At 40.3% G+C, this 20,574-nt stretch carries 15 protein-coding genes; 4 read left to right on the top strand and 11 right to left on the bottom strand.

Annotated features, from left to right (window positions below):
- The 11 genes from BK026_RS12115 to BK026_RS12165 form a co-directional block, all read right to left on the bottom strand.
- Window positions 1-738 (bottom strand): hypothetical protein, encoded by a 738-nt coding sequence (locus BK026_RS12115; RefSeq protein ID WP_071816075.1) that lies wholly within the window; start codon window positions 736-738, stop codon window positions 1-3.
- Window positions 739-3,588 carry a rhamnan synthesis F family protein gene (locus BK026_RS12120; RefSeq protein ID WP_143142125.1) on the bottom strand — a complete coding sequence of 950 codons (2,850 nt, stop codon included), beginning with the start codon at window positions 3,586-3,588 and terminating at the stop codon, window positions 739-741.
- 254 nt (window positions 3,589-3,842) lie between these two features.
- Window positions 3,843-4,889, bottom strand: coding sequence for a hypothetical protein (locus tag BK026_RS12125; RefSeq protein ID WP_071816077.1), 1,047 nt, complete (start codon window positions 4,887-4,889; stop codon window positions 3,843-3,845).
- A gap of 2 nt (window positions 4,890-4,891) precedes the next feature.
- Window positions 4,892-5,923 carry a glycosyltransferase family 92 protein gene (locus BK026_RS12130; RefSeq protein WP_071816078.1) on the bottom strand — a complete coding sequence of 344 codons (1,032 nt, stop codon included), beginning with the start codon at window positions 5,921-5,923 and terminating at the stop codon, window positions 4,892-4,894.
- Complete coding sequence (locus tag BK026_RS12135) at window positions 5,923-7,146, bottom strand: glycosyltransferase 61 family protein (protein WP_071816079.1); 1,224 nt, start codon at window positions 7,144-7,146, stop codon at window positions 5,923-5,925. The genes BK026_RS12130 and BK026_RS12135 overlap by 1 nt, the downstream gene beginning before the upstream one ends.
- A gap of 45 nt (window positions 7,147-7,191) precedes the next feature.
- Window positions 7,192-8,025, bottom strand: coding sequence for a sulfotransferase domain-containing protein (locus BK026_RS12140; protein ID WP_071816080.1), 834 nt, complete (start codon window positions 8,023-8,025; stop codon window positions 7,192-7,194).
- A gap of 1 nt (window position 8,026) precedes the next feature.
- On the bottom strand, window positions 8,027-9,943 hold the full coding sequence (locus tag BK026_RS12145) for a rhamnan synthesis F family protein (protein ID WP_071816081.1): 1,917 nt from the start codon (window positions 9,941-9,943) through the stop codon (window positions 8,027-8,029).
- Window position 9,944: 1 nt separating this feature from the next.
- The gene (locus BK026_RS12150) at window positions 9,945-10,988 is read right to left on the bottom strand and encodes an HAD family hydrolase (RefSeq protein WP_071816082.1); all 1,044 of its coding nucleotides are present in this window, start codon (window positions 10,986-10,988) and stop codon (window positions 9,945-9,947) included.
- A gap of 198 nt (window positions 10,989-11,186) precedes the next feature.
- Window positions 11,187-11,576 carry a DUF2304 domain-containing protein gene (locus tag BK026_RS12155; protein WP_071816083.1) on the bottom strand — a complete coding sequence of 130 codons (390 nt, stop codon included), beginning with the start codon at window positions 11,574-11,576 and terminating at the stop codon, window positions 11,187-11,189.
- Window positions 11,569-12,303, bottom strand: a complete 735-nt coding sequence (locus tag BK026_RS12160; protein WP_071816084.1) for a glycosyltransferase family 2 protein — start codon at window positions 12,301-12,303, stop codon at window positions 11,569-11,571. Before BK026_RS12160 ends, BK026_RS12155 begins: the two co-directional genes overlap by 8 nt.
- A 32-nt stretch (window positions 12,304-12,335) precedes the next feature.
- Window positions 12,336-13,478, bottom strand: coding sequence for a glycosyltransferase (locus BK026_RS12165; RefSeq protein ID WP_177247910.1), 1,143 nt, complete (start codon window positions 13,476-13,478; stop codon window positions 12,336-12,338).
- Between the two features lie 531 nt (window positions 13,479-14,009).
- Between BK026_RS12165 and BK026_RS12170 the strand changes: the two genes are divergently transcribed.
- The 4 genes from BK026_RS12170 (at window position 14,010) to BK026_RS19440 (ending at window position 20,506) form a co-directional block, all read left to right on the top strand.
- Window positions 14,010-15,413 carry a mannose-1-phosphate guanylyltransferase/mannose-6-phosphate isomerase gene (locus BK026_RS12170; protein WP_071816086.1) on the top strand — a complete coding sequence of 468 codons (1,404 nt, stop codon included), beginning with the start codon at window positions 14,010-14,012 and terminating at the stop codon, window positions 15,411-15,413.
- 110 nt (window positions 15,414-15,523) lie between these two features.
- Entirely contained in the window at window positions 15,524-16,306 is a 783-nt protein-coding gene (locus tag BK026_RS12175; RefSeq protein WP_083575079.1) for an ABC transporter permease, read from the top strand.
- The gene (locus BK026_RS12180; RefSeq protein ID WP_071816087.1) at window positions 16,303-16,995 is read left to right on the top strand and encodes an ABC transporter ATP-binding protein; all 693 of its coding nucleotides are present in this window, start codon (window positions 16,303-16,305) and stop codon (window positions 16,993-16,995) included. The genes BK026_RS12175 and BK026_RS12180 overlap by 4 nt, the downstream gene beginning before the upstream one ends.
- A gap of 133 nt (window positions 16,996-17,128) precedes the next feature.
- Window positions 17,129-20,506, top strand: coding sequence for an FkbM family methyltransferase (locus BK026_RS19440; RefSeq protein WP_083575081.1), 3,378 nt, complete (start codon window positions 17,129-17,131; stop codon window positions 20,504-20,506).
- Window positions 20,507-20,574: the final 68 nt, after the last annotated feature.

Below are 20,574 nucleotides of genomic sequence, written 5' to 3' on the forward strand. Positions count from 1 at the left end.
TTATGCTCTTTTACTTTTTAGTAAATTAAAAACCCTCTCATCTACCATGCACCTTCTAGACAAGACTTGCCGTAGTATTGGAGATGATACATCTATTTTTCTCTGAGATTTTTTTTCATTTACTTTGCTAGCAAAGTCTAGCCCAGCCTTACAATCTTCCATCCCCAAATCGTTGAAAACTTCGTCTATACCAGCAATAAAGTTATCTTGAAAAACTATCCTGTCGAATTCATTTGCAGTCGCTAATATTGCCGGAATATCTGCCATGTTAATTGCACGATCTAAATTCAAAAAATATCTAGACTGACAGTTGTCTAATAATTTGATACCGGTTTCGTCTAGATTACATAACAAGTAGTCTAATTCTTTGTAGTCATTTATATCTGTGTTAGCTATTTGATAAACGACCTCTTGAATATCTGGTGATAGTCTATTCAACTCTGCTTTTTTCTCTGGTAAATTGTAATGGTCTAGCCAAAGTAAATGAGACGATAGGTGACTCACACCGCTCCTCAAAACGGTAAATTTATAAAACTCCCCAAGATGCTTGCGTAGCTTCATGTAGTAAACGTGACCAGAAATAAAGTCTTTCTCTTCGATCAAATTGTCAAATTCGTTTATTTTGAATTCACAATGCTCTTGATAACGCTCTCCATCTACAACATTCTGGAAGAGCGTATTTACTTTTGAACCAGCAGTTTTAGCAATGTGCATGAAAAAGACTTTTTGTTTCAACATTTAATCGATCACTCTTTTAATAGATTGTAAAATTTGCGCCAAGTCTAGCCCTTCACCATAGGCTTCATCAGAAAATTTGTATGTATAACTAGATTGTTTAAAGGCCGCAATTTTGTTGATTAAAAACGCTGCAATTTCCTCCGGTGATGAGGAGCCTACAACAATATTTGCGTCTGCCAAGTCGATTTTATTATCGTAGCAATTGGTATAGACACTCATACCTGCTGCAGCCATTTCAAAGGGTGGATAACTAGGATGAGGTGAAACCATAAGCGAAATACCAATAGCAGACTCAGATAAGAGTGCGGCATAATCTTTCAAACTGAGCTTACCGAAAACCGCTACATTAAGCGATTTGGCTAAGTCAGAATGGTATTCTTCTCCAATAGATATAAATCGCCATTCAGAATATTCATCTCCAATCTGACTTTTCACGATCGAAAGAGCTTCAAAAATTATTTCTATGCAATTGCGCTCTGCAGAAGGTCTGCCATAGAAACAAATCTGTTTCTGCTTCGATTTTCCATTGTTCGCTATCAAATTTTCTTTGATAGCATTGTTTAACGAAGGTCGCAATACAAAAGAAGTACCTGTAAGTTTTCCGCGTAATTCGAAGTAGTCTTTTAATAATTGCGTATTGAATACCTTTATGTAGTCATTCAGATAAGTTGCATCGGCCAGCTCACTTTTGGATGACCATCCATAAAAATGAGGCTCATAATCTTGAACCAAGTAAATATGGTCAGGAGAATGACAATATTCTTGTTGTTGAAACGCATTAATCTGATCGAGATGGTTGACGGTCCACCATGCAGTTCCCACGAAAATATCGTTTTTACGAACGATTAAGCTTCCTTTTTCTCTCGGTACGGCAGAAATTATGTGATGCGGGTCGTTGTCATCGCAAAAATCTAATGGATAATTTGAATACAGTGGGTAATTCGAGGATATATTATTAGTGGATATAGAGTCTGTACTGATTATTCTCGTTTCGTACCCCAAGCATTCAGCTAATTGATAAAAAAACTTGAGTGCAGTAGATATGCCACCAAAGATGTGCTGCGGATCTAGTGTTGGAATCAACAGGTTTAAACGATTAGCTCTATTATCAGACGCTGCAAATGAAAAAGGCGTTAACTCCGGATAGTAGCTGCGCAGCGCTAGATTATAATTAGGAGAGTACTCCTTTGTTTTTTCAACTGAATATGGCACTGCAATTGGTTGTGTTGAAAAGTCGAAATTTTTATCGTTTTCATCACGTATTGGAAGTAAATTAAACCCACATTTTAAAGCGAATACTCCAAAAGCACGTTCTATCGCATGTGCCAATGTACCATCGATTTGCCCTTTTTCCGACTCAAATAGATATTTTGAATATGTCTGCGAGAGAAAACCTCTCAGTTTATCAGTGTCCATCCAAAACATACTCCCGGCGGGAAAGTCTAATTTATCCCAATAATCAATTTCTATATCTAGAGAAGATAGTAATACCTTTACCCTTTCAAAGTTCCCCCCCCAGTTCATTACACTCTTTACAAAGTTGGGTGGCTCGGGAAATACAATCGCAGTTCTTTCGTCCAACAATGATTCATGGACTAGTTTTAAATTTCCAAGCAAGCTATTTACATTATATTGCAACCAATCACTCCGTTGCATACCGTAATGAAGCGACTTCTTTGTGTGCAAATGTAAAACGTACTTATAAGAGAGTATTTCTTGCTTGAACCCCTCAAAGAACGGAAGTATATCTCTGCCGTGGTTTTGAAAAACTTTCCAATTTATACTCGGATATTTTTCTATTAAATATTGATATTCAGTACCATGGACAAATGAAACATAAATATTAAGTTTTTTCGCTAAACATGACTGAATTAACTCGTCGGCAACTTCTGGATAAAAACAATGAATAAAAACCGCAGATTGGTTAATGAATTCGTCGCAAGAAAAATCAGATTTTGTAAAAATTAGAGGCTCGGTAGAGCAAAAGTAACGAGTATACCCTACATAGTTTTGATTATTAAAAATCTCTCTTTCTTCGGTATGACCGACTTGTATGTAATGTTGAAGTGGATCTTGATCAGTTTCCAACAGCTTTTCTCTAAAACCGAATTCACTATTCAAATAAATTTCTGTATTGAATAGCGCGCTGGGGTCTCTGTTTTCTTTCCAGCCAAAATTAACAAAATGAAAAAATGGGTCAATTCCACTCTCTCTCACATCTGAGTAGGTTGATAGATACCATTTGGGGTCAAATATACTCGGCTTGAGTTTAGTGTCGGGATGATGGGCTTTTAAAAATGTTTCGCTTTTTGCGTAAAGCTGCCGGATGAACCTCTCATAACTAGCTCTGTCCAGAGGCTGTAATATTAATTTTTTTAACTCCTCAGCATTATCGAAATCGAAAACGTCACTTAATTCAATCTCGTTATGTGACGGTCTTCCTTCTTCAACACCATAAAAATAAAAGTGATACAAAGGGTGAAAACCATTCTGATATACATCCTGATGTCTCCCTAGATACCAATCCTCATCAACGATTAGTTTTAAGTAGCAATACTGGCTCAATGAGGAAATAAACCTAACCTGTTCTACTAAACTTTCAAAGCTCTTTGCTTTGAAAGCATTATAGAATTTCATTTCCCCGAGATATGTGAGCGGATCTACTTCAGAGGCGACACCTGATTCCTCAAGCGCTTGAATGAATTCTTTCGTTCTGAAGTCTTCAGATGGGTTGTTTAGCGATTTCCAACCAAAATCGAAAAAGTCAGACTCCTTAGAGACGCCGTATTTCTCTTCATACCAAGATTTGTTAAAGAAATGCTGTATATTTTTACAATTGTCCAAAGGCACCTTATCACCATGTCTCAAGTTTTAGCTAATTAAATTCATTCTCAATTACACAAATTACGCATTGCGCTTTACTATTAATTGTACCATTTTTCACGAGTTAAAGACGAACATGTAGCTCTGCAGACTCACTTAGTAAAAGCTATGTGCCAGCGTAATGGTTGACACTATTACTCTAAATACGCCCCTAAATCTTTAAAATCGACCAAGAATCAAAATATCATTGGTCAAATTCGGCAAAGGAAACGATAAAATTTTCATCCCCAGTTTTTCCATAGCGACCATTCGCTCATTATCGTCCCAACCACGCTCTGCACATCCTGCTTATCACTACCAGCATATATCAAACCTTTTCGCAGTTTTTTAAACGTTGTTCTATGATGCGACTTTAAAAACTGAATTAACGCACGCAATTCATCTGGCCCAATCGTTTGCTGCTTCTCTACTTCGCTTCTTTGCAGGGTTAGCTCAGCAAACAAATCGCTACTGCCATGAACCTCAAACTTACTACAAAATTCGTCTAGCACAGCTTTACAGTACTTTTGATACGCCAGATACCTTTCTTGGGGAATGTAGGTGTATTCGCTACAGCCTTCGGTGTAGCCTTGTAACGCTCTATCCAGCTCAGCATCAATTTTCGCCAAGCTAAACGTATTTATCATTCGTTTGAACTGCAACGCCTCGTGGGTATATGACGAATTAACTTGATTTTTAGGCTTTGTCAGCGATTTATTTACCCCTACTAGGCTAGCAAATTTATCAATAACATCTTCGCCGCGTAAGTAAGTGTGTAAATGAAATGTCTTGTTTTCATTCTCTTCCAGCAACTCGGTAAGTGCTTTTATTTGCCCTACCCCAAGTTTCGATGGCAATTCTATCTTACTGGCATTCATGTGCCGCTTAACCGACTGGTTGTACTGCGACTCTATGAAATCTATCGGATTACGCACAAATGCAATTACTTCGCAGTTTGGCAGAATACGTACAAGTGTTGAGGCGCGCCTAAAAAATGCTTCAGAACTTAACACCATGGTATGTGCCGAGCTCGCAGTAAACTGCGTAATAACTTGGGCAATTTTAGCTCTGTCTATTACAAATTCACCGCGGTCATTTTGCGACAGGATCGTTTCTTGATGGCCCGAACTAATCCCGTTAGCGTCGGTTAGATGAGCCGGGTAAAATATGCCACTATCTAACAATGTATTTCGGTTATCCGAAAAGCACTTTTGTATTGCTGAGGACCCTGTTTTAGGAGGTCCAATGTGCAGTAATATTTTTTTGTCACTGCTTAAGTCAAACGCCATGATTATTTACTTTTTTCCGCCAAACACACAGTATTTTCTAAGTTAACGCCTCGCAGCATCGGCGCCTGCTTTAACGCCTGTCCATCTGGGCTTGCTAGTGTATTTAGGGCGTCTTTGTATTTATTTACAATAAAATTTTTCGCCATATTTTCCTGCTGCTCAATACCTAAACTATCACGCCACACCGTGTATTGGTTACAGTAACGTTCATAAGCCCCCGAAGGTAAGGAAACAGTCTCTTGGTTTGGGTGCGAGGTTACAAAGCCCGCTCTATTGCTTTTCCACTTATTTACTTCGTTTGGTATTCCACGGGTTAACGACACAACATATTCCATTTCTGACCGATACAGACGGTGAAGAATAAACGCGTTTTTCATACCAACGTGGGCAATATCTGACTGCTCGTTTTCTTGCTTAGCGCGAACAAAACGCGTGCCGTCTGCAAAAAAGTGCTTACTTCCGTCAACGAAAATTGGAATGTGAATTCCCATTCTTCGAATGCCGCTGCACTTATTTACTAGTGTCTTCACCTGTACCGTATTTACACCTGTTAAGGTGGCAGGGAAAACATCAAATGGCTGCGACATCCCGCCATTCTCGCACAACCACTGAAAAGACACTGAACTTTCAGGGTGAAAGTCGTCTAGAAAGTGATGAATACTTGTAGTGAAATCCTTAGGTATCCAGTACTCATCAATATCAATGAAAAGCACATGCGAAAAGCCTTCATCCATAGCTTGTTGGTAGGCCGCTGAATACACAATACTTTGCAAGTGCGTTCTAACGTGGTCACCCAAATAGTCAACCCAGTCTGCGCTGTGCCATTGAACTCTTTCATCAGCCTGTACTATTGCATCAAGCACGTCGGTCGAATTATCTGTGGTTCGGTTAATATAAATGCTTATAGCGTCGAACCCGAAATGTAAATGATGGTATACCCAATGTGAAAAATACGGCGCTTCGTCCTTCGCAATAGCCACAATTTTGATTTTACGCGCGCTATTTGCTTGTTTGCGCAATTTAAACAATTTCATCACGCTAAAAACTCCGGCGCATTGTGCTGCAACCTTCGGTGTAAGTCGTTAACGTCTAATTTCCAGTGAATAAAGTTATTACCAACTTCATAGTCATCTGAGCAATAGCCGTAAGTCTTGTGTCCGCATACAATGTCGGTATGTATTTGATGGTTTAGCCCAGGATTAATTTGAATAATAGGTTTACACGTTAACCCAAGCGTAGAAGCACTGTGCGGAATAAAAAATGCGTTTTGAAGGCCTGAACCAGGGTTACCAACAATTACACTAGCGTTGCTTAATTCGCGCTGCATTTCATGTTGCGTAAGTTGTTCGGGTATAACTATTCGGTATCCTTGCTGAGTAAAATAGTGTTCTACTTCTTGCTCGTTTATAAGCACTCGCCCCTGAATAGGGTTCTTTACTGCTGCCCTGCTAAGGTAAATTTTTGTGCGGCTATTTGAAGGCGTTTTGTTTTTAGTGCTGTTACTCATTACGCTGTTAACGTGCGTCCACACACGGCGTGCATTGTCACTCATGAAACAATCGCCATCGCTTATCGCTATAGCCGTTTCGGGCACAATTAACCGCTCTAGTAACATGGGCTTATTCACCAATAGTACGTTGCTTTTTTGAATACCAATTGCTTCAAAAAACGCACCAAGCCCTGATGAAAACAGCGTGTTTAAAATATTTTGCCCGGCGTTGTTAAACACATGAAACACAAATTTTGTATTGCTATCTATGAAATTAGGCTTGTCTAGCGCAAGCCAAATACGGGTTATTGCTTCTTGGATCAGGTGCCCATAATGTGGGTTCAGCAACCCCATGTAGTAGTGAAGGCCACTTTCTTGTGTTTCATGAACCTGCTGTTTAAAAGGATAATGCGGGATCATGGAGTGATCGCGGTAGCCTTTAAGCACAGGCTTGTAATGATTAGCCAACGTAATAGGGTTCAAGTATTTATCGTAAGCCCAGTGCTCGAAAAACCTGTCGACGGGAATATGTACGTTTTCTTTATAGGGCAGTAACAGTACATCGTCGTAAACACCGTATTGGCTATCAAATAGCGTACATTTACTGTTATACATACGTGTGTCAGTAAGGTCGGTATCAGAAAGCATAGTTAGAAAGTCTTTTGCTTGCACTGTTGCCTTTCCTTTCACCAGCCTTTCCACTGGGTTTTTATAAGCTAACCTATTACTTTGTTCCATTCCCACACTACTTTTTTTAAAACCAAACATTACTACCACTTTGTATAAACGCTTTAGGCTTCTCGCGTTGCTGCATTAAATAAGATTATATCGCGCTTGAAGGCGGTCAACGTCATGGCTGTACTGGTTCTTAACAATATTTTGTACTTCACGCTTATGCTGTGACTCGTCGAATAGTTCAAAACTACAGCGGTTTAACAAAGCAATTAAATCAGCCCTTTGCTGCATGTTATTACTCACTTTGTCGAACGCTAAAAGGGTATTAGCGTAGCTAAGTTTAATAGACGAATTTACGCGCTCGTTATTGCCTTCAATCTCTACCTTTTCTTCGGCCAATGCAGAAAAGAAAACATTCAGTAAATCGTTTTTGTGCTTGTCGTAGTCAAAAATATAAATATTGTTATCGCCAATTACCCGCGCCCATTGGTCCACCAGCATCGTCATTCTTACATTTTGTAATTCACGTGCACTGTACTGCGCAAGCGTTTCTCCTGGTTTCATACCCCACTTTACTTTTATTGCCTGTAAGTAAGACGATATAAGGTAGTCAACATAGTTGCGAATAGAAACCACCACTTTTACCTGTACGTTGTGACTACGGATCGTTTCTAACATTTGGCGTATATGAGGGGCAGACGAACGAATAAGGAACTCGCTCGACACTAATACATTTTTTTGAGTACCTTTCGCAAACTCAATAAGTTTCAACACATTGTTGCTACAGGTGTGCGGATTAAATGTAGGGTGATTATCAGCAAAGCTGTTATGAACGTCTTTATCGTCTAAACCAATAGGGCTGTATATTAAATTAATACCACTGTCTTCGCTGACTAGATGTTTTTTAGCATAGCGTTGAATTGCTGTTGTGCCCGTTTTGCCAATACCCGGGTGAAAAATGATTGTTGGCATATTATTCTCCGAAGAAGGGGTAACGCCCTACATTACTTATTAACGGGCCCCACTTTAGAATGTCTTGTTCGCTGTCTAACGCTGGTATGTCAAAACCTGCAATTTTCCATTTGTCCATTGGGTTTAAAATGTGCACGTTCTGCAGGCCAAAATCACCACAAATTTGTGCATCTGAACGTACATTATCGCCAACATGTATAAACGACTTGCCTTCAGTTTCAGTTAGTGACTTGATGTGAGTCCACATTGTACCAGCGTCTTTACGCTTTTTGATATCGGCGCTAACAAATAGCTTAAATGGAATAGCTATTCCAATTTTTCGAAGCATTTTTTCTATTTGTTGCCTGGTGTAGTAAATATCGGTAACAAACCAAATCTCGCGCTCCATTGCATGTAATTCATGAACAATTTTTACCATCTCGTCTTTCGGCATGGCCATCGCTAAATCGTAATGAAATTCTCGCTCGGCCAGCTTGGAGGCTTCACTTTCACTTATGTTAAGCGCATGAGAAAGTTGCGTATAGGCTTCGAAAATACTTACATCGCCTTCAAAGTTTTGTGCTTTGCGGCATTCCAATTCGGCATTATTGCGCATAGCTACAAAGGCCTCGGCCGACGTCACCACACCTTCTTTAACTAACGCCTTCCCTAGTTTCAATTTGGCGTAGTCTGGCGCGATGTATTGCCTGCGAAGAACTGTATCAAAAATATCAAACGACACGATGTCAAAGTTTTGCAAGTCCCCTAGTAACGATTCTGGAGATTTGTAGTAACTAGACGATATATACGTTTTGTCAGTGGTAAACTTGCCTTGAGGCGGATAATAAAAGAACTGTTTATAGCCTTGCTTTTCAGCCAATAGCCCAAGTACTCGCTCAAGCGCGTGTAACCAGCTGCCATCATTTGGCAATGGCTCTGCAGGAAAGTCCTCGTAGGTGTACTCTTCACTCAATAATGGCGCCAACGCTTTGGGCCTGGCCCAAAACATGCCACCAACAGGGTAGTTCAAGAAGTTGTCGGAGATATCTAAACCCCAGTTATCCACAAACGGTTGAGCAAAGGGCTTATTGCATGTCCAATGGTTAACCCACGCCGGCATCATCCAAAACGAGGTTGGATAGTAAATACCAAGCGCTTCGTTATCGTTAAACAACCGCAGCACCGATTTAACAACATGCTTATCTTTCAGCAAAAAGTTATTCAGATAATCAAACCACTGTGTTTGCTCTCTTCCGCTATACAGTGACTTTTTAGAATGCAAATGACACATTAAATCGTAATTAAGCAATTCTTTACCAAAGTGCACCAAAAACGGGCCGAAGTTACGTCCTCTGTTTTCACTTACTACAGTAAAAACATTATTCACTTTACGTAGTTTTTTAAACGTTTGGGCCGCAGCCTTTTCTATACTAGGTGACGCAGCCGTAACAAATACATCGATATTCGTAGGAAATTGGCTAAGCGTTGCCGCAAACTTTTTCACAAAGTCGGGATAAAAGATATGCAGCACTATGGCTATTTTTTGTTGCTTCCATGTAGCAGAGTCTTTTGCTAAAAGCTCACTTGCAGGTAGCCATCGGCTTATTACCCCAGACGACGCCCGCCCCTCATGGCGGCCATGATACATGTAGTGCGTTAAAGGCGCTTCCCCTTGAAGGTATATGTCAACGTTTGATCTTAGATAATACTCGGTATCAAACTGCGCCGATGGGTTAACGTTCGAAGATGTCGATTTGCTTTGGTAGTCTTTAAACGCCGCGAGTTCGTGGGGAAACTGGCCGTAGTGCTCTTTATACCAGCTGTAGTCGAATATCCCTTCAGCTTTTGCATGTTTGAACGCTTTTGCAACAGACGGCTGAAGACGCTTTTCAACAGTTTGCTGAGTGCTTCTGACAATTTTTCTTAATGTGTTCTTCATACTACAGCCCAAAAAAGCTTAAAGGGTTAACATTGCCTTCGCCCGATATTGCATCGTCAAAAACAAAAAGAGGCCAACTGGCTCGCGGCAGTAAGTTGCGCTGTGTTACATAAGCGGCAAACAACGTTTCAATGTCGTTCAAAGAATAGTGGATGTGGTGATTGTGAGCATGTTCAACACACGACAACGCCCCGCTTAGCACCGTATCTAAGTCAGAGAAATTTTCCTGGGTATAGGTTTTCTTTCCATAGCAAAAATGAAACGTATTGGTGTTGCCGTCTTCAATAATATCGACAAACTGGCCGTTAGGTGCAGTAAGTAGGGCTTCTAAAAACATCGAACGATCAAGAAGGGTGTAACCGCCCCCCATTTTAACATCGGTTTTAAATACGTGATCGATGTGCGCGTTATTTCCCCCTAGAGCAACGCTGCCGGTTTGGGTCGTAATCATGTAAATACCATGAACCTCTTTTTCAACCAGCAACGTTAATAGTTTTTGAATAGTACCTGAATAGCCAACATCTAAAACAACAGGGGTTACATCGTGGTGGGCAAAACCTAAGGTATCTAAATAACGCAGGTATACGTCTCTTGTTGGTTTTACCAGCTCTCTAATTTTGTGTTGGCATGCTTTCAATATGCTACATACGTTGTTGTAATCATCGGGCAAAACCAGCGTTTTTTCTTGCTGTTCACCAGATACTAGCGTATCGATTTCTTGCTGTGAAAAAGCAAAACGAGCGTGAAGAAACTGTGCCAACGTACCACTGAAACCATGTTTAACGCTTAACGGCCATGACGCATCTACATCAGCCATAATTCTAAATAAGAATACGCGAGACACATTCAAATAAGCACTGGGCACGTTATTTGGCATTACGTGGTCGAATGCTTTTTCCAGTGCGTAACCTTCACGAGCCAAATGAAAAACTTTTTTATTTTCAGGAAGCTGTGACAATTTTTCACTTACTACACTTACATAACGCGATAATACTGGGCCAAGAAAATTATAGCCAAAATCGTACAAAGATATGTTTTTGAGCATATTGGGTGTTGATAACTCTGAATTAAATATTGAGTTTGGTTGCTTTTAAAATACAAGCAACGCCGTATTTATTATTTTCGACATGGCGTGAACATTGAAGTGTCACAGTGTAACCATGACGCGCTAATTATTCCAACGCCAAAAACAAAGAAAGCTGCCTTGGAAATAAAAACGCTTAGGTTTAAGTAACTGAAGCGGCTATTTAACTTTTTTATCCGTATTAACCGCAGAGAAATTGCCTTGTACAATATTGCTCTGTTCAATGGTACTTTCTAGTATTGCCATGCGCTGAACTAAACGATCTAACTTTGTATTTAGTCGTTGGCGCTCAATATCCATAAGCAAAATCTTGACCATTGCGGCACCTAAAGCTACAAGAACAGGAATTATAGGAGGGTAACCTATACCTAAATACCCGCCAATTACATCAACTATGCCTGGAAAAAAACCAACGAATAGAACCAGCAGAGCCAAGGCAAACCAACGTGCTGCCACCAGCGGAGAAATGTGATCTCGTCGTGTTAAAAACACAATGGTTAGGCTTAACACCGCGCCAATAAATGCCGCTATAAGATGCGCACTAGTCAAGTTCAGCTCCTGCCGTTAATTGTTTATGGTATTTATCCACTGCTTGTGGCCCTAACTTAGTCATACTTAAAATAAAGGTGTAAAGTAAATACTTAAACACCGCTAACCAAGAATGAAAAATGCGTGATATTCCATCTTCCCGTTGCTTCATGCAGACACTGACTTCACTACAACGCATTTTTAAGTGTTTCAGCATAAGTAATACACCCACGTCTTGGTATTCAAACATGGTTGCTTGATACGATGCTAAAACTTGCATTGCAGGATGAGTATAAAGCCGTAAACCTGACGTAATATCCCTCACGTTCACCCCTGAAAGCCGCTTGAACAAGCGCCAAGCAATGTGACGCCCTAAACTACCGCGAGACGTACATGCCCCAATGGTGCAATGATTTTCCAACGGTGCATTTTCAAGCAAAGTAACCAAAGAATGTGCGGGGTGTTGCCCATCTGCGTCACAGGTAATAACACGCTCGTAACCTTTTTTTAGGGCATAGCGTATGCCCGTTTGCGTTGCTCGCCATGCCCCCAAATTAATAGCATGTGACAATACACAAGCACCTAGCCCCCGCGCTATTTGAGCGGTGTTATCTGTACTGGCATCGTCAACAACAATAACCGTGCACTTAAAATGCTCGGTTATATCGCTAAGCACACTTGCTATCGAACCACTTTCGTTCATGGCCGGTATTATGATGGCAAGTTTGTTATCAGTTACAGTAGTCATAGGCTTATGGTAACGTTATAACCAATAAATTACTATTGCGACGCATTGGCAACTGCCTCGTAAAGTCTGCGCGTGGCTTCTTCCACACGATGTACGGTAAATTCGCTTAAGAAACGCCGCCTTCCATTTTCACCCAACCTTTCGCACAGCGGCCTATCGTTGGTTAACTCATTAAGCGCATTAGCTAACGCGCTAACATCGGCATGCTTGACCACTAGCCCTGTTTTATTGTGTATTACCACGTTACTCATGCCCGACCCTGGTACATCAGTACAAATGCAAGGCTTAGCCGCTCTCATGGCCTCTAAAAGAACTAGTCCAAATGCTTCTGTTCGCTCAATAGAGGAAAGCACCAGAAATGCACAATGGGAAATTAGCTCGTTAAGCGTTGCGTCGTCTACTTGCCCAAGAAAACGAACGCGATGGGTTAACCCGGCCTGCATAGCTTGCTTTTGCAGTTTATCGCGCAATTCACCATCGCCTACTATATTCAACTGTAAGGGTATATTGGGTAAGGCTGCCATGGCGTTTAACAAATACTCATGCCCTTTATAATAAGTTAACCTGCCTATACACAACGCGTTTATTGTAGACGGCATTGATGTATTGCAGTCTGCCTGGTGCTGGTTTTCCGCATCAATTAAACCTAACGGAATAACCACACACTTGTGCTTAAACGCTGATAACGGCGCGCTGCTGCCCAAATAGTTTTCAGAGGTGACAATTATTCTGCTGGCGCGCTTCAGTAGCGCTCGCTCGAAAAATTGGTAAAAAGGATACAAACATTTAATGGCCCAATGCGGTTTTTCGCCTATCACATCACTGTGCCAATGAAGAATTAACGGGGTGTGTTTCGCGGTTTTCATAAACAATAAAAGAAAGCACGTTACGTTGGGTAAATGCGCATGCAAAACGTTAGGGTTAGTTTCTTTTATGGCGGTTCGCAAATGCCAAAATGCCATTAAGGCAATAGGTACAAACAGCAGTTTAGCAACAATTGGCGTACGGTAGATAAGTGCACCTTTACGCTGCTCCTTTACAAATGGCATGCCTTTTTCGTGCTGATGGACAAATACTGAAACCGCTAAACCTGCTTTCACTTGAGCATCAATCAATGCCAGCATCATATTTTCTATTCCTCCCTTAAACGGGGCGAAATATTTCCCTATGTGCATTACACGCATTACCTATCACTCAACTCGCTGTAAAATGAAAAACGTATTGTGACCGATTAATCGAATTACGCAACTACTTGAAAGCACGCAACGCGCTTATGCATTCGTTTTATTTCTTAGCGCATTATTGGGAATGCCCAATGGAAAGTGTTACGATTGCAGCGCAACTTTTTTGGTGTGACTACCAATTTTCGGTTTACATCTACCTAGTTTAATTTAACACTTACATGCACAGTGCCTGCGGCGTTGCGCTTACTTTTTAGAAAAAATAAAATTAAAAGCAGAGTGGTTATACGGACCAAAAGCCACGAGTTAACAAAGCTGTGACTACTTACATGGAATCAATACTACCTAGCAGTAAAAGAACCTGCATATTCAGCAGTTTCATATCGCGCTGCCACACCATATTTCGTCTGTTCATCAGGCGCAATCACGCTTGCACTTTTGTAAAGTTATCTGCTGAGGGGGTGCCGGTGCACTTTATTGGCGTAACCCACAATTACAACATTATCGTTAATAAGGCTATTTGATATGACGTCGAAGGTTTATCCGGTTATTTTGTCTGGCGGTTCTGGTACAAGACTATGGCCTTTATCAAGAAAGCATTACCCGAAGCAGTTTTTAAAACTCACCAGCAACAATACAATGGTGCAAGAAACTGCTCTTCGCGTTACGCAATTTGAAAAGCCTATTGCCGTTTGCAACGAGTCGCATCGCTTTATTATTGCCGAACAGCTTCGCGAAGTTGGTCAAGATGCAGAGGCTATAATTATTGAGCCAATTGCACGAAACACCGCCCCAGCTATTGCTTTAGCGGCATTTTCTGCCATTGAAAAAGACAAAGAAGCCGTACTGATAGTATTACCAGCTGACCACGTTATTGAAGACGAAGCGCAGTTTAACACCGCTATTGAACAGGCAATAGATTCTGCAAAAAGCGGAGCCTTGGTAACCTTTGGCATTATTCCAACGAAACCCGAAACGGGGTATGGATATATTCATGCTCAATCTAAAACCGATATTTCTGAAGTACTGAGGTTTGTTGAAAAGCCCAATGAAACCATAGCAAAAGAATACGTAGACAGTGGCGACTATTTCTGGAATAGCGGTATGTTTGTGTTTAGAGCTGACAGCTACTTGAATGAACTAAAGCTTTATCATGAAAATGTTTACAAAAGCGCGCTAAAGGCATTTGAAAACAGCATTAAAGATTTAGATTTTGTAAGAGTTGCAAAAGAAGATTTTGAGCAATGCGCCGATATCTCGATCGACTACGCCGTAATGGAAAACACCAAAAAAGCACTCGTGCTACCCATTTCTGTAGGTTGGAGTGACGTTGGATCTTTTTCTTCATTGTGGGAAGTGCTAGATAAAGATGATGACGGCAATGTTTCACTAGGTGATGTAAGAAATATCGACTCGAAAAACTGTCTAGTTCAGTCTGAAAATCAATTTGTTGCCACTATTGGTGTTGAAGATTTAGTGGTTATTGGTACGAAAGACTCTATTCTAGTCACTAAAAAAGACCGCGTGCAGGATGTAAAGGAAGTAGTGAACTACCTGAAGAATACAGATCGCACAGAGCACCTTTTACACAGAGAAGTAAGACGCCCTTGGGGAAAATATGACTCTGTTGATAGCGGTGACAGGTATCAAGTAAAACGAATTACAGTGAAACCTGGCATGTCACTAAGCAAGCAAATGCACCATCATCGTGCAGAGCATTGGATTGTCGTGTCTGGTAGTGCGTTAGTGGAGGTAAACAATGAAGAAACGTTGTTATCGGAAAACCAATCTATCTATATTCCACTAGGTGCAACACACCGTTTGAGCAACCCCGGCCGAATAGACTTAGAACTGATTGAAGTACAAAGCGGTAGTTATTTGGGTGAAGATGACATAGTGCGATTTGAAGATGTTTTTGGCCGCTGCTAGCAAGTACAATTGCGTGTGACAAAAACAATGCGCATTATCTTTACACAAAACGAAATACAACAATCAAACACAACGTCTGATTCACGCATTCTTATTCGAAACGAAAATTAATGAACATTACCGTCTTTTCAGTGCAGTTTTGGAGTTTAGTTTGGCTTAAAGTGCTACTAAACTTAAAATCTGAAGCTTCTAAAAGCTATTTAAATTACATTTGGTGGGTTTTGGAGCCTGCCATTTTTATTGCCGTTTACTATGTGGTTTTTGGTATTTTACTCAATCAGGGCTCATCAGACTTTGTCGCGTTTTTGATTTGTGGAAATATACCCTTCCTGTGGTATTCAAGGACGGTGGGGAACTGTTCTAACGCCTTGTCAGACGGCGCTGGCTTAATGAACCAAATTAATATCCCCAAAATTTTTTTTCCAACTGTGGTTATATTACAAGATTTAGTAAAGACAATGGTTGTCTTTCTTCTAATGCTTATAGTAATGGTCATTATGGGCTTTCAACCCACTCTGGCATGGATTGGGCTACTTCCTGTAATTTTCACACAGCTGATATTCGTCTCAGGTATTGCTATTATCTTTTGTTCGCTCATTCCTTTTTTGCCAGATCTTCGCTTTATTGTGAGCACATCATCAATTCTACTTATGTTCGGCTCTGGTGTTTTCTATGATCCCATGACAATTCTTATTCCCGAGCACAGAGAAATTTTCTTTTTGAACCCTTTAGCAAACCTTATTCAATATTACAGAGATGTAATAATGCATAGTCAATTACCTGACTTAGCTGGCTTTTTAACGTCTTTTTTTATTAGCCTTGCTCTTTTATGTATTGCCATTGGTCTTCTCAAAAAGTTCGATCAGCGTTACCCGAGGATTGTAATTCAGTGAACAGCGACATAAGTATCGAATTACGTGATGTGTGCGTAGCTTTCAAAACAAGAAAAAGCTTTTTTAGACACTCGGAAAAGCTTGCATTACGCAATGTTTCTTTTAACGTTTACCGAGGTGAAACCCTTGGCGTTGTCGGCAGAAACGGTTGTGGTAAATCTACTTTGCTAAAAGTACTAAGCGGAGTGTTTTCTCCAGATTCAGGCACTATCAAACACCATGACAAGCAAATTACTTTGCAAACGTTGTCTGCTGGTTTCGACAACGAGTTAAGTGGCCGAGACAACGCTTTAATATCATCAATGCTGTTGGGCAAGACAAAAAAAGAAGCAACATTGCACCTAGCACAAGTGCTCGACTTTTCTGAACTTGGAACTGCTTTCGATATGCCGGTTAAAACTTATAGTGCGGGTATGAAAGCAAGGTTAGGCTTTTCTGTTGCACTTGCGATAGATGCGCAGGTGCTTCTTGTTGACGAAGTGCTAGGGGTTGGTGACAAAGCATTTCAAGAGAAAGCTGAACAAGCAATGATAAATAAAATAAATTCCAACATGACTGTTGTTTTTGTGTCCCATGTACCAAAGCAAATTGAAAGTTTATGCACTAGAGTAGTTTGGCTTGAAGACGGATTTGTGAAAGACGTAGGAGAGACCAGTGTTGTGATGCCAAAATATTACGCCTCTCTCTAACATCACTTTTCTACTTAATCATAAACAAGTATCGATCGCCGCAATATAACGATACTAATAGCCGAACTTGTACAACCAATAGCTTGAACCATTGATTTCAACGCATTTATAAAGGCTTAAAAACGGGGTAGCTATGATTATAAGCTATGCACAAAATTTAGAAGACATTATTTTAAATAGAATATTTAAAGATGTTGAGAATGGCTTTTACGTAGATGTGGGTGCCTGTGATCCGCTTTATGATTCAGTTACAAAGCTTTTTTACGATAAAGGTTGGAAAGGTATTAATATTGAACCTGTGCCTGAAGCCAAGAAGCTTTTTGATCTGCACAGACCTCGCGACATTAATTTGAATTGCGCTGTAGGACAAACTAATTGCACCCTTCCCCTAGTCATACCTGAGAGTGCTGCCGAAAGTACGCTGAACAGCAATTATCAAGGTCAACTGAAGTCTCATTATCACCAGTCAAAAGAAGTGAGTGTGCCTGTTACCACACTTACAGATATCTGGCGCAAACACGTTAAAAATCAACATGTTGACTTCTTGAAAATTGACGTGGAAGGGTTTGAAAAAGAAGTCTTATTAGGTTGCGACTTCAATATCGTTACACCAGATATCTTAATTATCGAAGCAACCATTCCTAACACCCCCGTTTTATGTTCTCATGAATGGGACTACATACTGCGTAGTAACTATAAATTCATCTATTTTGACGGGTTAAATAATTTTTATGTAAGAGTGAATTCAAGCCTTGAAATAAACGGTGTTACTCCACCAAACCCGTTCGATAATTTTATTCACTATAAAGAGCAAAAAGCGGCTGAGGACATAGCCACTTTAACTGCACAGATAAACACATTGGAGCGCAGCCAGCATGAAGCATCAATAGCGCTGAGTGATGCTTACCAAACAATAGAACGAAAAAACGCAGAGCTAAAACAATTACAGCGCTTAGTATCTTCTAACGTCTCATCATTTAAAGAAACTGAATTCGACAAATCTATGGCAAACAATACTTGTATATTCACAATTGTATCTAATAACTATCTTCACTACGCGAACACATTATTTGAGAGTTTAAGAGAACATTGTCCAGATGCAAAACTTACTTTGGGGCTATGCGATAAGCGCTCTCCTGATATTGACTACGGCGATATCGATATAATCGAACTAGACGCATTGCCTATCAAACACCTTGACCGTTTTATTTATCAATACAACATTCTTGAGTTAAACACCGCCATCAAACCTTATGTTATCGAGGTATTAATGGAAAGAGGGTTTGATAACGTTATTTACTTCGACCCAGATATAAAGATTTATTCTTCACTGGATCCAATGCTTTCGTTATTAAATGTTCACAATGTGCTGCTCACTCCGCATCTCACAGCACCTCTTGAAGATGAAAAGCTGCCCAGTGAACAATCTATATTACAAGCGGGTAGCTACAATTTAGGGTACATTGGCCTGAGCGTCACGCCTGAATCAAAACGATTAGTTAAATGGTGGCAGGGCAAATTATATAAAGACTGTGTGGTAGATTTGCCAAACGGCTTGTTTGTAGATCAAAAATGGATGGATATGGCGCCTTCTCTTTTCGACGGTGTACATATTTGCAAAGACGCGGGCTGGAATGTTGCTTATTGGAACTTGGCGCACCGAAACATAGAAAAAAAGAGTGATGGTCAGTTTTACGTGAATGATTCACCGCTAATGTTCTTTCACTATTCAGGATATTCTATTGAAGCGAAGACGCTTAGCAAGCACCAAAATCGATATTTAAAAACGAGTAAAGGCGCTGAACTGGTGGAGCTATGTGATATTTATAATAACGCGCTTAAGCGCAATGGCATTGATAGATATAAATCGGTTCCGTTTGCCTTTTCAAAATTTTGCGATGGCGTTAACGTACCGCCTTTTGCTACCACAATAATTAGAGAAGATAGTTTCTTCGAGCAAATAGATTTTTGGAATGTAGACAGTGTGCAAAATGTGCACAAATATTTTAACTCACCTGTTTTTTCACACGCTACTGCGACTTCAGTTAAAAAAATTACCAAACTCTTTTACGCAATCTGGAATAACCGAGCTGATCTTAAAAATGCGTTTCCTGATATCGAAGGAAAAGACACCTTACGCTTTTTAGATTGGTTAAATCATTCTGCAAAAACAGAGCTTCAGCTGGATGATATTTACTGCACTGCCCTAGCTTCTTCGCCCTCTAACGACATAACAAATACGATGGAAAACGCCGACGGCTTTTTTAGTCCAGTTTTTAGATATCTTTGGTCGAAAAGAGAATTGTTGCCCTTAAGCCTGCGACTGAAACTTGGCAAAGGTGTAGCTGACTGGGCATTCAACGTTGCGTATAGCGGTCTTCCTGCTGATACGTCACAGCCGACGTTAGAAAAGGGTGTTAACTTAGTGGGTTACCTTAATGCAGAAAGTGGTATTGGTGAGGCGGCCCGCTCTTCGTTGCGCGGCTTAAAAAAAGCCAACATTCCCTTTACGCTTACCGATTATCGTGTTGGCAACGTCTCTCGTATGAACGAAATACTAGATATCAACGAAAGCCAAAGCACACAACGAAATGTTAACCTTATTCATGTAAACGCAGACCAAATGCATGTTGTATATGAAAGCCTTGGAAGCTCGCTTTTTGAACAACGTTATAATGTCGGATATTGGTATTGGGAAATGCCTGAATTACCGAGCCAGTTTGACGATGCTTTTAACTTTGTGGATGAGGTATGGGTTGCGACAGAATATGTTAAAACAGCAATAAGCCAACGAACAAATAAACCTGTTACGCTTATTCCACCAAATGTAAATGTCGACTCTAATGTTACAGGAAAACGTGCACAATTTAATATCAAGGAAGACAGTTTTGCTTTTTTCCATATGTCTGATGTGCTAAGTATGCCTGAGAGAAAAAACCCGCTTGGTGTGATTCAGGCTTTCAAAACTGCATTTGGTGAAGAACCGACAAAAAATGTTCAACTTATTCTAAAGATATCGAATACATCACGACAACCTGAAATAGCTGAAACCATTAAAAAAGCCATCGAGGATGATCCCCGAATAAAACTTATAGAGGGCTACTTAACGCGGGAGGAAATCAACGCTCTAATTTCATGTGTAGATGCTTATGTTAGTTTACACAGAGCCGAAGGTTTTGGGCTTCCTATTGCAGAAGCGATGGGGTATGGAAAAGTTGCTATAGCGACTAACTGGTCGGGTAATGTTGATTTCATGAATAGTGAAAATGCGTTACCTGTAGACTATGAGCTCATCACGCTTAACGAAGATATAGGTCCGTATGAAAAAGGGCAGAAATGGGCAGAGCCATGTATTGACGACGCAGCTAATAAAATGAAACGAATAGCTGAGGACAAGGTGCTGGCAACAAAGCTAGGCAAAAAAGCAGAGCAAACAATTAAGTCAGCATATTCCCCGACGTCTTCTGGCAATGCGATGTCCAAGCGTCTAGTACAATTGCAAAAAATATGATGACTAATTAAACACTGTTATGTGTTTATCTATGAAAAACATTGATTAATAATGAATTGAAACGTGAA

The sequence above is a fragment of the Alteromonas sp. V450 genome (assembly GCF_001885075.1).
In the GTDB taxonomy this organism is placed as follows: domain Bacteria; phylum Pseudomonadota; class Gammaproteobacteria; order Enterobacterales; family Alteromonadaceae; genus Alteromonas.

Excerpts from the sequence above, each read along its gene's own strand:
- BK026_RS12175 (WP_083575079.1), top strand. The coding sequence starts at position 15,524 with ATGAACATTACCGTCTTTTCAGTGCAGTTTTGGAGTTTAGTTTGGCTT.
- BK026_RS12170 (WP_071816086.1), top strand. The coding sequence starts at position 14,010 with ATGACGTCGAAGGTTTATCCGGTTATTTTGTCTGGCGGTTCTGGTACA.
- BK026_RS19440 (WP_083575081.1), top strand. The coding sequence starts at position 17,129 with ATGATTATAAGCTATGCACAAAATTTAGAAGACATTATTTTAAATAGA.
- BK026_RS12140 (WP_071816080.1), bottom strand. The coding sequence starts at position 8,025 with ATGCCAACAATCATTTTTCACCCGGGTATTGGCAAAACGGGCACAACA.
- BK026_RS12145 (WP_071816081.1), bottom strand. The coding sequence starts at position 9,943 with ATGAAGAACACATTAAGAAAAATTGTCAGAAGCACTCAGCAAACTGTT.
- BK026_RS12130 (WP_071816078.1), bottom strand. The coding sequence starts at position 5,923 with ATGAAATTGTTTAAATTGCGCAAACAAGCAAATAGCGCGCGTAAAATC.
- BK026_RS12115 (WP_071816075.1), bottom strand. The coding sequence starts at position 738 with ATGTTGAAACAAAAAGTCTTTTTCATGCACATTGCTAAAACTGCTGGT.
- BK026_RS12125 (WP_071816077.1), bottom strand. The coding sequence starts at position 4,889 with ATGGCGTTTGACTTAAGCAGTGACAAAAAAATATTACTGCACATTGGA.
- BK026_RS12165 (WP_177247910.1), bottom strand. The coding sequence starts at position 13,478 with ATGCACATAGGGAAATATTTCGCCCCGTTTAAGGGAGGAATAGAAAAT.
- BK026_RS12135 (WP_071816079.1), bottom strand. The coding sequence starts at position 7,146 with ATGTTTGGTTTTAAAAAAAGTAGTGTGGGAATGGAACAAAGTAATAGG.
- BK026_RS12150 (WP_071816082.1), bottom strand. The coding sequence starts at position 10,988 with ATGCTCAAAAACATATCTTTGTACGATTTTGGCTATAATTTTCTTGGC.
- BK026_RS12160 (WP_071816084.1), bottom strand. The coding sequence starts at position 12,303 with ATGACTACTGTAACTGATAACAAACTTGCCATCATAATACCGGCCATG.